This window comes from Helicobacter pylori (genome assembly GCF_001653455.1).
In the GTDB taxonomy this organism is placed as follows: Bacteria; Campylobacterota; Campylobacteria; order Campylobacterales; family Helicobacteraceae; genus Helicobacter; species Helicobacter pylori_A.
Map to the genome: position 1 here is coordinate 1,208,478 of NZ_CP011486.1, position 12,097 is coordinate 1,220,574.

Genomic DNA, 12,097 nt, shown 5'->3' on the forward strand with positions numbered 1-12,097 from the left:
CTCCTTGTGGTTGTATAGCCCTTTTTTTACTAAAAAAGAGCAAGGTCTAAAAAACTTTTGATTATACCTTTCTTTCGCTTGTTTTTGGATTAAATTTGGTTTTATTGAAATATTGAACCTAAAATCTAAAAACACCTTTCAGTATTTTCAAGGATTAATAATCTTTTGAATTTGGGTCAAATACAAAAAGCCTAGTTCCTTTTGCCCTTGCATGCTTTGAATGTGCCACAATCTAAAAATTTCAAAAACCCTTTTATAGCCGGCCTCTTTCAAACGCAGGGCGTTTTTAGCGTAATTTTCAGCAATTTCTTTAGGGGGAGCGTAGCCTAAAACCTCTTTAGCGTCCATTGAACCGGTCGTTTTAATGCGAGCGAAAAATAAAAAAAGCTGGTAAAAATACCTTTCCAAACCCCTTAAAATATCCGCATCCCTCTTGCCCTCTTTTAATAAATAATCATAAATATCAAGAACGCTTTTTTTAAGAAAAAGCCCTAAAATGAGCTTTTGCAAATCCATATCCCCCGCATTGGAGCTTAGTTCTTGAATGTCTTCTAAAGTGATGGGCGCATTTAAAATCGCTAGTTTGTCTAAATCGTTAAACGCAACGCCTAAATCTTCGTTATTGATTTCAAAAAGAGCGTTTAAAAGATGGCTGCTGATGTCTAAATGTAAAAAATTAGCCCTTTCTTGCAAGAATTTCAAACTCTCCCAAGTTTTAGGGGTAAAAAAGCGCGCGCAAACCGCTTCATCTCTCAAGGGGCTTTTTTGGAAAAATTTAACGATAGCTTCACTGCTGTATTTGTATTTGGTGGTGTCGCTTTTAGCGTTATAAAGCCCTATGATAAGCCTGTTATGGCTAGGCCGCTCTAGGGCTTTTAAAAAAAGATTAATATCATTTTCTTTAAATTTCTTATGCAATGCAAAGTCTAGTTTTAAAACAACCAAACTGCTCTCGCCAAATAAAGAATTTTGCTCTAAAAGGGTCGCAATCTGGTTTTTTTCATAATCGCTCGCATAAAAAAGCGAAGTTTCTATGTTAGGGTTATTGAGTTTAATGAGTGAGCCAATCGCTTGAGCGTAATAATGGATGAAAAAATCAAACTCCCCATACAAAAACACCGCTTTAGGGAGACGTTGTTTTAAATACTGATCCAAATCTTTACGATACATGCTCTTTAATCCTTTCTGTGATTTCGCCCCTAACTTGCCCTAAAATCAAATTAGCATGCGTGATTTTAACGCGCACCTTTTCTAAGGGTTTAAAAATCTTGTTCGTTTTCACTAAAACCTTAAGCCCCACCCACTCTTTTAGCCCCACGATCACCCAATCTTTAATTTCTAAAACAACGCCCAAAAACTCTTTTTCTAAATGCTCTAAGGCTAAGCGGGCGAATTTGCGTTTGACAAAATCCCTTTCAATCAAAGCAACTTTTTTTTGTAAAGCGTTCAACTCAGAGCATAATTCAGGCATTTCTTCTAACAAATACGAGCAGCCTTTAGCTTGATAAAACAACAATTCTTTTAAAAGCCTGTGCAAGGCTAGATCGCTGTATCGTCTAATGGGCGAAGTGAAATGCGTATAGCTAGCAAACCCCAAACCAAAATGGCTTTCTTGCATGGGGCTATAAAGGGCTAAATTTTGAGATTTAATCATTAAGCGCGAAATTTCTCTTTCTGCATTCTTTTCTTGGGCTATTTTTAAGGCATGCTCTAAAAAAGGAAAAAAACCCATGCCTTTAGGGCGCATGATTTCATAATCAAAAAGCTTGCCGTAGAGGCGTTTTTGCTGCTCTAAACTTGGCTCTTTATGGGTGCGGTATATCCCCCTATTGTGAAAGTATTTATCTAATAATCTCGCGCTAGACTGGTTGGCTAAAAGCATGGCTTCTTCTATAAGGGTGTGTGCATCGCTTTCTTGTTGCGTTTCAATCTTTTCTATACGCCCTTCTTGGTTTAAATACAGCTTGTTTTCAAACGAATTGAAATTAAACCCTTTTTTCAAACGCTCCTTTTTTAACTTCAAAGCCATTTCTAAAAACCCTAAAAGGCTTTGTTGCAAATCTTTATCTAAAGCGCTTTGATTAGCGCTTAAAAAATGATTGATCTCTTCATAAGTGCAATTAGCCCTAACTTCAATAACGCCTTGAGATAATTGAGCGTTTTTCACATCGTCTAAAGGGATTTCATACACCAAAGCCAAGCGTTTTTCAAACGCCTTTAATGAGCATGCCCCTTGAGACAAACTCAAAGGCAGCATGGGATAGACGCTATTAGGGAAATACACGCTAAAGCCCCTAAGCCTAGCTTCTTTATCCAAACTGGAATATTTCGGCACCAATTCGCTCACATCAGCAACCGCCACAAACAAAACCCTTTTTTCTGGATCATAAAAAATCGCATCGTCAAAATCTTTAGCGTCTTTGGGGTCAATGGTGATAAAAGGGATATGAGAATAATCCACCCTATTTTTAAAATCGCTCGCTTTAAGTTGCGCGTAGCGTTTGGCTAAATCCAAGCAATCTTTTGAAAACTCTTTCACTCTGTCAAAAAGGCTTAAAGAAAGGTTTTCATCTATCAAAGGATCTTCTAAAGCCCCTAAAACCTCGCTGATCTCACGCTTTTTAAGATCCACTTTCACTACGCAATGCCTGGGCAATTCCAATAAGGATTTTTGGCTGTGTTTTAAGATAAGGGCTTTTTTAAAAGGCTCTTTAAAAGGGATAGCCACAATTTGGTTGTTTTCTTTTGCCAAGTAGGCGATTATCGTATGGTCTTCGTTTAAAAAAGCGGCTTTAAAAAAGGCTGTGGGGCGTTTTTTAAAATATTCTATTTCACATAAAATTAGCGCGTCTGTTTTAAAAGATGGGGGTAAGTTTTTGATTAAAGGGTCTTTAGGGTAATTCCTCGCTAAAGAAATCAAAAACGCCTTATTTTTTACCCGTTCAATCCTGCCTATATCAAAGCCTTCTTTTAGAATATAGCGTTCCTTTTTGAACTCAATTGCTTCTTTTAAAACGCCTTTTTCTATTAAGGGGGCGAATCGTTTAGGGATCTTTTTAACCCCAAAAAACAGGCTTCTTAAAAACCCTTGCATCCAAAAACACTTTGCATGATTTCAAACGCTTTTGAATAAGAGATTTTAAAAGAGCTGAATTTTTCAAAACTTAAAGAGGCTTGATAAATGAGCATGTCTTTCCCGTCTTGAAAGGGGAGTTTTAATTCTTTAGCCAGAGCCAAAAAGGGCGTTAAAAACCCATACGCCAAATCATAAGCGAGCTTACCCTCTTTAAAATACCCTTTCAAAACCTCTCTATCCAAAGGCAATTCGTGATTCAAACTCGCTGAAGTGGCGTTAATGATTAAATCAAAAGCGGCCTTAGGAGCGTTAGTAAAACATGCACAACCCAAGTTTTGGAAAAAATCCAAGCCCCTAGTGGAGCGGTTCAACACGCTCACTTTCAAGCCTCGTTTTTTTAACTCGCACGCTAGGGCTTTAGCGCTCCCTCCAGAGCCTAAGATCAAAGCGTTTTGATAGTTTTGGCGTTTTAAAGAAAGATAAAACCCTAAAGCGTCGGTATTGTAACCCACAAGCTCATCATTTTCTAAAACAAGCGTATTGACCGCCCCGCATTCAAGCGCGATGCCCTTGATTTTATCGCAAACTTGAAACGCCTTTTCTTTAAAAGGCAAGGTTACATTAGCCCCACTAAGCCCTAAATTTAAAAACTCGTTTTTGATATGGCTCTCTAAAGGGAGTAATATGGGGTGGTAATGCCCCAAAAACCCCAATTCCTTTTGAAAAGTCAAAAAACAAGCGTTATGGATTAGGGGCGATTTGGAATGCTTGATAGGGTTTCCCAAAACCCCAAAAGATTTTAAACTCATTATTCTTTCATTCAACCTTTTTTAAAAGTTTTAAAAACACATAGCCCTTTGTTTCTTTAGAAAATTCAATTTTAGCCCAATCTTTTTGGATTTCTAAAACTTTCACGCTTGCATCTTTTGTGAGTGAGCCAATGATTTTACCTTTTGTGCTAGGAAAAGCTCGCACATTCACGCTACTGACGATGACTTTATACTCTAAAGGTTTTTTTTCAATTGTAGAGATTGTGGGGTTTTTTTGATTCTTTTGAACGGAAGGCGCGTTGTTTTGTTTAGTCTCGTTTTGGATTGCTTGCTCTTGATTGATCTCTTGTTTAATTTCTTGTTTGGCTTCTTTTTCTTGCGAAGCTGTTTTTAAAGGTAAAAGGGTGTTATTTGTAGGGCTTTCTTCTGTAATGGTTGTGGGGGCATCGGCTTCTTGTTTATGCGAAGTCGCGCTGTTTTGGTATTCTATCTCGCTTGTTTCTGCATTTTGGCTCATTTCAATGTGATTTTTTTTCACAGACAAGCCAAGCGCGGCATGCACTAAACCATACAACAACATAAACCCTAAAACCACCAACGATGGCCGCACAAAAAGTTTTAAAGAAGATTTCATCTCAGTTTTCATTCCTACCCTCAACGCTTTTCAAAATCAATCCTAGGATCAATCGCCACGCAGAGCAAATCGCTTATCAAGCTCGCTACCAAACCTAAAAGCGTGAAAATATAAAGCGATCCAAATACAACGGGATAATCCCTACTCACAATGCTTTCATACCCTAAAAGCCCTAACCCATCCAGGCTAAAAACAATCTCTATCAATAAACTTGAGCTAAAAAACATGCCCAAAAAAGCTTGCGGAAAACCCGCCACCACCAATAAAATCGCATTGCGAAACACATGTGCATAAAAAATACGCCCCACTGAACAGCCTTTAGCTTTAGCGCTCAGCACATAAAGCTTACCCATTTCATCTAAAAAAGAGTTTTTCACTAAAAGCGTAAGGCTTGCAAACCCTCCTAAAGAAATGCAAAGAACGGGCAAAGTGATATGCCATAAATAATCCTTGATTTTACCTAATGCACTCAAACTTTCAAAATTATCGCTCACCAACCCCTTTAAAGGGAACCAGTGCCAATAATTCCCCCCGGCAAAAAACACGATCAGCACCACCGCAAACAAAAAGGCCGGGATAGCGTTAGCAACGATAATCACCACACTGCTTAACACATCTAAAGGCTCGTTATTGCGTTTGGCTTTAAAAATCCCTAAAGGGATGGAGATGAGGTAAATCAAAAGCGTGCTAAAAAGCCCTAACGAAATGGATACCGGCAATTTTTCCTTAATCAAGTCTATCACTTTAATCTGGCGATAAAAACTCTCCCCAAAATCAAATTGCAAGTATTTTTTGAGCATGAGAAGGTAGCGCTCCCCTATAGGCTTATCAAAACCATAGAGCTTTTTCAAACTCTCCACTAAATCGCTCTCTAGCCCTTGAGCCCCCTTATAGGTGCGATCCTTAAGAACGCCTTGGGTTTCTTTGGATTGCGTGTTATTGATTTTAGCCATCATCTGCTCTATAGGCCCTCCAGGGGCAGATTGGATCAAAAAGAAATTGATCGTCATGATGGCTAATAAAGTAGGGATAATCAAAAGCAAGCGTTTAAGGATATAAGTGATCATTGAAGACCCCTTTCTTTTTTGATCCACCATAAATACGGCGAAAACCCATAACTAGGGCTGATTTCAGGCATGCCGATGTAATTATACGCTGCGATCCTGTAATTGGGTAAATAAAAATGCGGTATCACATAAAACCCCCACAATAGCACCCTATCCATCGCTTGGATTGCGGCTAATTGCTCCTTGTAGTCTTTAGCGTTAATGATTTTTTCAATCAAATCATCTACCACCTTGCTAGAGATTCCTGCATAATTCCTTGCACCTTTTTCTTTCGCGCTCAAAGAGCCAAAATAAAAGCGCTGTTCATTGCCCGGGAAAGACGATTGGCCTATCACCCCTACGATCATGTCAAAATCATAGCTTTTTACCCGATTGACATACTGGCTTAAATCCACTCTTTGGATCTTCATGTCAATCCCTAACACCCTTAAATTTTTAGCGAAAGCCAGAGCCAATCTTTCAAACGCCGGGCTATTCAAAAGCAAAGTGAAACTAAAGGGCTTATTATTCTTATCCACCAAACGCATGTTTTGATAAGAAAAGCCCGCGCTTTGCAGAAGTTTTTGAGCGTATTTTAGATTTTCCCTTAAATTATAGCCTAAAACATCAGCCCCATCGGTTCTAGGCACGACATAAGGCTCTTTAAAAACCCTTTCATCTAAACTCTTTTCATAAGGGGCTAACAAAGCCTTTTCTTCAGGGCTTGGAAGTGGAGGGGACGCATAGACAGAGTTACTAAAAAAACTGGTGGTTCGTTTGTATTGCGAAAAGAATAAGTTTTTATTCGCCCATTCAAAATCAAACGCATAAAATAAGGCTTCACGCACCCTTTTATCCTTAAAAATTTCTCTTCGTGTGTTGAAAAAAAACCCTTGCATGCCGCTTGGCATTTTATGAGCGATTAAATACTTAGTGATTTTTTTATTGTCTATGGCTTTCCCCACATAGCCCCTAGCCCAAACTTTAGCCGTGCTTTCAATGCGCCAATCATACGCCCCGCTCAAAAAAGCCTGCAAGGCGACGGTTTCATCTTTGTAATATTCAAATTTAACTTGATCAAAATTGAATTGCCCTTTCCTGCTAGGCAAATTCTTCGCCCAATAATTAGGGTTTCTTTGGTAGGTGATTTTCTTCCCCACATCAAAAGAAGCGATCACATAAGGGCCGCTAGAAACAGGAATGAGCAAAGGGTTTTTTTCAAAATAATCCTTTTGGAACGCTTTTTTAGAAAAGATTTGCAACTGCCCTAAAATGAGAGGTAATTCTTTATTTTCAGTGGTTTTGAAAATGAATTTAACATGGTGTTTGTCTAAAACCACCGCCTTTTTAACATCTTGGTAATACTGCCGATAAAGGGGCGATCCTAATTTCATTATCGTATCAAAACTAAATTTCACATCGCTCGCTAAAATGGGGGCGTTATTGCTAAACCTCGCTCTTTTGTCTAAAGTAAAAACCACATAGCTATTGTCCTTAGCCACTTGTGCATCTTTAGCGATCAAGGGGTATTCTGCATAAGGCTCGTCTAAACTTTGCACCATTAAAGTGTCATAAATGAGATCCAAACCTTCGGCTTTAGTGCCTTTGAGCGCGAAAGGGTTAAGGCTATCAAAAGTCCCTATAGCATCATTTCTTAAAACACCGCCTTTTCTGGCATCAGGGTTAGCGTATTCAAAATGCGTGAAATTGTCTTTGTATTTAGGCTCTTCGCCCAAGTATAAATAAGGCGTGGCCTTGAGAAAACAAAACACCCCTAACCATAAGCCTAAAATTTTAAAGACGCTCAAACTAACCCCATCAATTCTTTAGCCTTTTGGTAAGTCGCCCTCGCTAAAGGCCTGGCTTTTTCTGCACCATAATTTAAAGTGGCTTTCACTTCATCGCCGCTGATTTCTTTGTATCTTTCTTGGATGGGTTTTAAAGCCTGAATGATCACTTCAGCCAATTCTTTTTTAAAATCCCCATAGCCCTTATTTTTAAAACGCTCTTCTATGCTTTCTGGGCTTTCACCGCTTAAAAGCATGTAGATATTTAAAAGGTTAAAAATCCCCTCTCTTGTTGCATCAAATTGGATAGTGCCTATGGAATCCGTGGTCGCTTTTTTGATTTTTCTTACAATCACATCCGGCTCATCTAAAAGAAAGATCGCATGGTTAGCTCCTTTATGCGATTTACTCATCTTCACTTGCGGTTCGTCTAGCCCCATAACCCTTGCCCCCACTTTAGCGATCAAAGGTTCAGGGATTTTAAAGCACTCTCCAAAATCCCTGTTAAATTTTTCTGCAACATTTCGTGTGAGCTCTAAGTGCTGTTTTTGATCTTCGCCCACCGGCACTAAATCGCTCTGGTATAATAGAATGTCTGACGCCATTAAAATAGGGTAATTGAAAAGCCCCACATTCACGCTTTTAGGGTTTTTTAAAGACTTGTCTTTAAATTGCGTCATTCTTTGCATTTCCCCCATAGACACTTGACAATCTAATAGCCATGCTAAAGCCGGGTGCTCATCCACTTCACTTTGAATGAATAGCCCAGATTGCTTGGGACTAATCCCGCAAGCTAAAAGCAATTTAACCAACTCATAGCTTTGAGATTTTAAAAACTTAGGGTCTATAGGCAGAGTGATCGCATGCGAATTGACGACACAAAAAAGATTTTCATATTCATCTTGCATTTCCACCCAATGCTTGATCGCTCCTAGATAGTTGCCCAAATGGATTTGCCCGGTCGGTTGGATGCCTGAAAAGACTCGTTTTTTTTGCATGTTGTTTCTCGCTCATTAGTTTAGCGCTTATTGTAACCACCTAATTTTAATATTTTAATGGATTTTAGTTTTTAAGAGCGCCTAATCCCTGAAAAGAGCAACACTTCATAGCTCAACTTTTCAAACGCCATGTTTTGAAAAAAATGTTTTTTTTGCTTGAAACTCAGCGTTGAACCCCCTAAAAGACCGCATTTTTTAAGGTAATTCAAGCAATCTTGTTTGCGGTTAAAATAAAGAACGAAGCGCTTGTTTTCCAATTCCATTTGAAAATTTTTAAAAGCGTTTTTGATTAAGGATTTGAGCGTTTTAAGATCCCTTAAAGGCGAAGGCGTGCCTAAAAATTCATGCACTTCATGCAAGCTAAAATCTGTATGGATCGCTAGCGCGACTTCCTTACTGGAAAGAGCCATTTTTTCTAAAACGCTTTTTAAATCCCTAGCCCATTGCAACGATGAAGAAGATAGTATCAAATCATAAGTTTGGAAAACATATTCTTCAAAATCCGCATGCTCTAGAGAGATTTTTTGAATGTTATTAGAATGCGTGGGGTGCAATTTGAGCATGTTAACAGAATTATCTAGCGCGATAAAGTCTTCAATAACAATATTTTGTTGCTCTAAAGCGTTAAAAACGGCCCCACTCCCTGATCCTAAATCCAACACTTTAGCATAATATTTTTGTTTTAAAAATTGCATGAGATAGATAGCGATTTGTTGCTGGATATGGGCAAAAAGATGATAAGTTTTTGCATGCCTGTTGAATGCATGCTTGTTTGAATATAAAGAGTCCAACACCACCGCCTTAACGCGCCACGCTAATTAAAACTAAATTTTAGTGTATTCTTAGCAAATTTTAGATAAGATTAAGCCTAATTTTTTCTAAATTTTAGGGATTTAAGGAATCAGTGTTTATGACAAGCGTTCTGTTAGGCTTACAAATTGTTTTAGCGGTATTGATTGTGGTGGTGGTTTTGTTGCAAAAAAGTTCTAGCATCGGTTTAGGGGCTTATAGCGGGAGCAACGAATCTTTATTTGGCGCTAAAGGACCGGCAAGCTTTATGGCGAAATTAACCATGTTTTTAGGCCTTTTATTTGTCACCAACACCATCGCTTTGGGCTATTTTTATAACAAAGAATACGGCAAAAGCATTTTAGATGAAACTAAAACTAAGCTTTCGCCCTTAGTCCCAGCCGCCGGCACGCTTAACCCAACGCTTAATCCCACATTAAACCCAACGCTTAACCCTTTAGAGCCAGCCCCCACTAACCCTTTAATGCCAAAAGAAGCCCCTAAAGAACCATTCAATACGCCTTCTGCTGAAAGCCCTAAACAAAATGAAAAAAATGATACTAAAAAAAATGATATAAAGGGTGTTGAAAAAGCCAAAGAAGATACAAAAACGCCCCCAACCACCCACCAAAAGCCTAAGACCCCACCCGCTCAAACCAATAAAAAACAACCAAGCAAGGATGAAAAATAATGTTACAAACCATTTATAACGAAACCAAAGATTTGATGCAAAAGAGTATTCAAGCTTTAAGCAGAGAGTTTTCCACTTTAAGGAGTGCAAAAGTTTCAGTCAATATTTTAGATCACATTAAAGTGGATTATTACGGCACGCCCACGGCTTTAAATCAAGTCGGCTCCGTGATGAGCTTGGATGCGACCACTCTTCAAATCAGCCCTTGGGAAAAAAACCTGCTCAAAGAAATTGAAAGAGCCATTCAAGAAGCTAATATCGGCGTCAATCCTAATAACGATGGCGAAACCATTAAGCTTTTTTTCCCGCCCATGACAACCGAGCAAAGAAAACTCATCGCAAAAGACGCCAAAGCGATGGGCGAAAAGGCTAAAGTGGCTGTGAGGAATATCCGCCAAGACGCTAACAATCAAGTGAAAAAATTGGAAAAAGACAAAGAAATCAGCGAAGATGAAAGCAAGAAAGCCCAAGAACAGATCCAAAAAATCACCGATGAAGCCATTAAAAAAATTGATGAGAGCGTGAAAAACAAAGAAGACGCCATCTTAAAGGTCTAAAACAATGGATGTTAAAGCATGTTATCAAAACGCTCAAGCGCTATTAGAGGGGCATTTCTTGCTCAGCAGTGGGTTTCATTCCAACTACTATTTGCAATCTGCTAAAGTCTTAGAAGATCCTAAACTAGCCGAACAATTAGCGCTAGAGTTAGCCAAACAAATCCAAAACGCCCGTTTAAACATTGAATGCGTGTGCTCGCCTGCTATTGGGGGGATTTTGGCCGGGTATGAGCTTGCAAGGGCTTTGGGCGTGCGTTTTATTTTTACCGAAAGAGTGAATGGCGTCATGGCGTTAAGGCGTGGTTTTGAAGTCAAGCCAAACGAAAAAATTTTAGTGTGTGAAGACATTATCACCACAGGAAAATCCGCCATGGAATGCGCTAAAGTTTTAGAAGAAAAGCATGCTCGCATCGTGGCTTTTGCCGCTCTAGCGAATCGGGGCATTTGCAAACGCGCCCATTCTCCTTTAAAGGCTCAAAAGGGTGCGTGTTTGCCTAGCGAACTGCCTCTTTTTGCTTTAGAAGATTTTGTTTTTGACATGCATGAGCCTAATTCTTGCCCTTTATGCGCCACTAGCACTGCTATCAAACCAGGAAGTCGTGGCAACTAAAAAAAAGAAAACCCCAGAAAAAAAACAAGCGTTAAAAAGCCCCTTAAAAGGGTTGCATCTCTCTTTACGCTTAAAGGCCTTTATCACCGATATTTTTATGATTTATACCCCCATGCTTTATATCATGACTTACATGATTTTAGGGAGCGCGAAGGATTTTAGGGAAAATCAAAGCGCGATTTTTTTGTGTCTGCTTTTTTACGCTCTAACGCACAGCTTTTTTATCGCTTTTAAATCCCAAAGCCCTGGCATGCGTTACGCCCGTTTTAGATTGGTTAAAAATAATGGCGAAGAAGTGGGCTTTTTTCTGGCGTTGTGGCGTTTTGTTTTGTGGGTATTGAGCATGGGGTTACTCGTGGGGTTTGTTGCGCCTTTTATTTTTAAGTTTTTTTTGCATGACAAACTCAGCGGCACTCATATTGAAACCATCAAGGAGGAAACATGAAAAATTTAGTGATCTTGAGCGGGGCTGGCATTTCAGCAGAAAGCGGGATTAAAACCTTTAGAGACGCCAATGGCTTGTGGGAAGGGCATGACATCATGGAGGTCGCTTCGCCTTATGGCTGGAAAAAGAACCCACAAAAAGTGTTGGATTTTTACAATCAAAGGCGCCGACAGCTTTTTGAAGTCTATCCTAACAAAGCCCACAAGGCTCTAGCGGAATTGGAAAAACACTACCAAGTTAATATCATCACCCAAAATGTAGATGATTTGCATGAAAGGGCGGGCTCTTCTTGCATTTTGCACTTGCATGGGGAATTGTTGAGCGTTCGCAGCGAGAAAGATCCTCATTTGGTTTATAGGTGGGAAAAGGATTTGCATTTAGGCGATTTAGCCCAAGATAAAGCGCAATTACGGCCTGATATTGTGTGGTTTGGCGAAGCTGTGCCTTTGCTTGAAGAAGCGATTTCTTTAGTCAAACAAGCGCACCTCTTAATCATCATTGGCACTTCTTTGCAAGTCTATCCAGCAGCTAGCCTCTACACGCATGCACATAAAGACGCCCTCATTTATTACATTGACCCTAAAGCTAAAAACGCCCATTTGCCTCAAAATATCCAATGCATCAATGAAAGCGCGGTGAATGCCATGCACAATTTAATGCCTAAACTCATAGAGATGGCCTCTTAATAAATAGT

Annotated in this window: 13 protein-coding genes; 5 read left to right on the forward strand and 8 right to left on the reverse strand. The window is 39.3% G+C overall.

Annotated features, from left to right (window positions below; genetic code table 11):
* Positions 1–147 precede the first annotated feature (147 nt).
* The 8 genes from holA to AA977_RS05745 all read right to left on the reverse strand — a co-directional run bounded on the left by holA (position 148) and on the right by AA977_RS05745 (position 9,108).
* On the reverse strand, positions 148–1,170 hold the full coding sequence (gene holA / locus AA977_RS05710) for a DNA polymerase III subunit delta (RefSeq protein WP_064434907.1): 1,023 nt from the start codon (positions 1,168–1,170) through the stop codon (positions 148–150).
* Positions 1,160–3,094: an RNB domain-containing ribonuclease gene (locus AA977_RS05715; protein WP_064434908.1), complete on the reverse strand. Its 1,935-nt coding sequence runs from the start codon at positions 3,092–3,094 to the stop codon at positions 1,160–1,162. The genes holA and AA977_RS05715 overlap by 11 nt, the downstream gene beginning before the upstream one ends.
* Positions 3,079–3,885 carry a shikimate dehydrogenase gene (locus AA977_RS05720; RefSeq protein ID WP_064434909.1) on the reverse strand — a complete coding sequence of 269 codons (807 nt, stop codon included), beginning with the start codon at positions 3,883–3,885 and terminating at the stop codon, positions 3,079–3,081. The genes AA977_RS05715 and AA977_RS05720 overlap by 16 nt, the downstream gene beginning before the upstream one ends.
* Positions 3,886–3,892: 7 nt before the next feature.
* A complete protein-coding gene (locus tag AA977_RS05725; RefSeq protein ID WP_080472375.1) occupies positions 3,893–4,492 on the reverse strand; it encodes an SH3 domain-containing protein in 600 nt (199 codons plus the stop codon).
* An 8-nt stretch (positions 4,493–4,500) separates the two neighbouring features.
* Complete coding sequence (locus AA977_RS05730; RefSeq protein ID WP_064434911.1) at positions 4,501–5,547, reverse strand: microcin C ABC transporter permease YejB; 1,047 nt, start codon at positions 5,545–5,547, stop codon at positions 4,501–4,503.
* Positions 5,544–7,334, reverse strand: coding sequence for an extracellular solute-binding protein (locus AA977_RS05735; RefSeq protein ID WP_064434912.1), 1,791 nt, complete (start codon positions 7,332–7,334; stop codon positions 5,544–5,546). The genes AA977_RS05730 and AA977_RS05735 overlap by 4 nt, the downstream gene beginning before the upstream one ends.
* Entirely contained in the window at positions 7,331–8,311 is a 981-nt protein-coding gene (gene trpS / locus AA977_RS05740; RefSeq protein WP_064434913.1) for a tryptophan--tRNA ligase, read from the reverse strand. The genes AA977_RS05735 and trpS overlap by 4 nt, the downstream gene beginning before the upstream one ends.
* 71 nt (positions 8,312–8,382) lie before the next feature.
* Positions 8,383–9,108, reverse strand: coding sequence for a methyltransferase (locus AA977_RS05745; protein ID WP_080472376.1), 726 nt, complete (start codon positions 9,106–9,108; stop codon positions 8,383–8,385).
* 113 nt (positions 9,109–9,221) lie between these two features.
* On the opposite strand from AA977_RS05745, the gene secG reads away from it, so the two are divergent.
* The 5 genes from secG to AA977_RS05770 are packed head-to-tail and all read left to right on the forward strand — an operon-like array spanning position 9,222 to position 12,089.
* Entirely contained in the window at positions 9,222–9,791 is a 570-nt protein-coding gene (gene secG, locus AA977_RS05750; protein WP_064434915.1) for a preprotein translocase subunit SecG, read from the forward strand.
* Entirely contained in the window at positions 9,791–10,348 is a 558-nt protein-coding gene (gene frr, locus AA977_RS05755) for a ribosome recycling factor (RefSeq protein ID WP_033746239.1), read from the forward strand. Before secG ends, frr begins: the two co-directional genes overlap by 1 nt.
* 4 nt (positions 10,349–10,352) lie before the next feature.
* Positions 10,353–10,958 (forward strand): orotate phosphoribosyltransferase, encoded by a 606-nt coding sequence (gene pyrE / locus AA977_RS05760; RefSeq protein ID WP_064434916.1) that lies wholly within the window; start codon positions 10,353–10,355, stop codon positions 10,956–10,958.
* Entirely contained in the window at positions 10,948–11,403 is a 456-nt protein-coding gene (locus tag AA977_RS05765; RefSeq protein ID WP_064434917.1) for an RDD family protein, read from the forward strand. The genes pyrE and AA977_RS05765 overlap by 11 nt, the downstream gene beginning before the upstream one ends.
* Positions 11,400–12,089, forward strand: a complete 690-nt coding sequence (locus tag AA977_RS05770) for an SIR2 family NAD-dependent protein deacylase (protein ID WP_064434918.1) — start codon at positions 11,400–11,402, stop codon at positions 12,087–12,089. Before AA977_RS05765 ends, AA977_RS05770 begins: the two co-directional genes overlap by 4 nt.
* The last annotated feature ends 8 nt before the right edge of the window (positions 12,090–12,097 follow it).

What these genes read in the sequence shown, in the direction of transcription:
- AA977_RS05770 (WP_064434918.1), top strand. Translation starts at nt 11,400, where the DNA reads ATGAAAAATTTAGTGATCTTGAGCGGGGCTGGCATTTCAGCAGAAAGC.
- frr (WP_033746239.1), top strand. Translation starts at nt 9,791, where the DNA reads ATGTTACAAACCATTTATAACGAAACCAAAGATTTGATGCAAAAGAGT.
- pyrE (WP_064434916.1), top strand. Translation starts at nt 10,353, where the DNA reads ATGGATGTTAAAGCATGTTATCAAAACGCTCAAGCGCTATTAGAGGGG.
- AA977_RS05715 (WP_064434908.1), bottom strand. Translation starts at nt 3,094, where the DNA reads ATGCAAGGGTTTTTAAGAAGCCTGTTTTTTGGGGTTAAAAAGATCCCT.
- holA (WP_064434907.1), bottom strand. Translation starts at nt 1,170, where the DNA reads ATGTATCGTAAAGATTTGGATCAGTATTTAAAACAACGTCTCCCTAAA.
- AA977_RS05725 (WP_080472375.1), bottom strand. Translation starts at nt 4,492, where the DNA reads ATGAAAACTGAGATGAAATCTTCTTTAAAACTTTTTGTGCGGCCATCG.
- secG (WP_064434915.1), top strand. Translation starts at nt 9,222, where the DNA reads ATGACAAGCGTTCTGTTAGGCTTACAAATTGTTTTAGCGGTATTGATT.
- AA977_RS05730 (WP_064434911.1), bottom strand. Translation starts at nt 5,547, where the DNA reads ATGATCACTTATATCCTTAAACGCTTGCTTTTGATTATCCCTACTTTA.
- trpS (WP_064434913.1), bottom strand. Translation starts at nt 8,311, where the DNA reads ATGCAAAAAAAACGAGTCTTTTCAGGCATCCAACCGACCGGGCAAATC.
- AA977_RS05720 (WP_064434909.1), bottom strand. Translation starts at nt 3,885, where the DNA reads ATGAGTTTAAAATCTTTTGGGGTTTTGGGAAACCCTATCAAGCATTCC.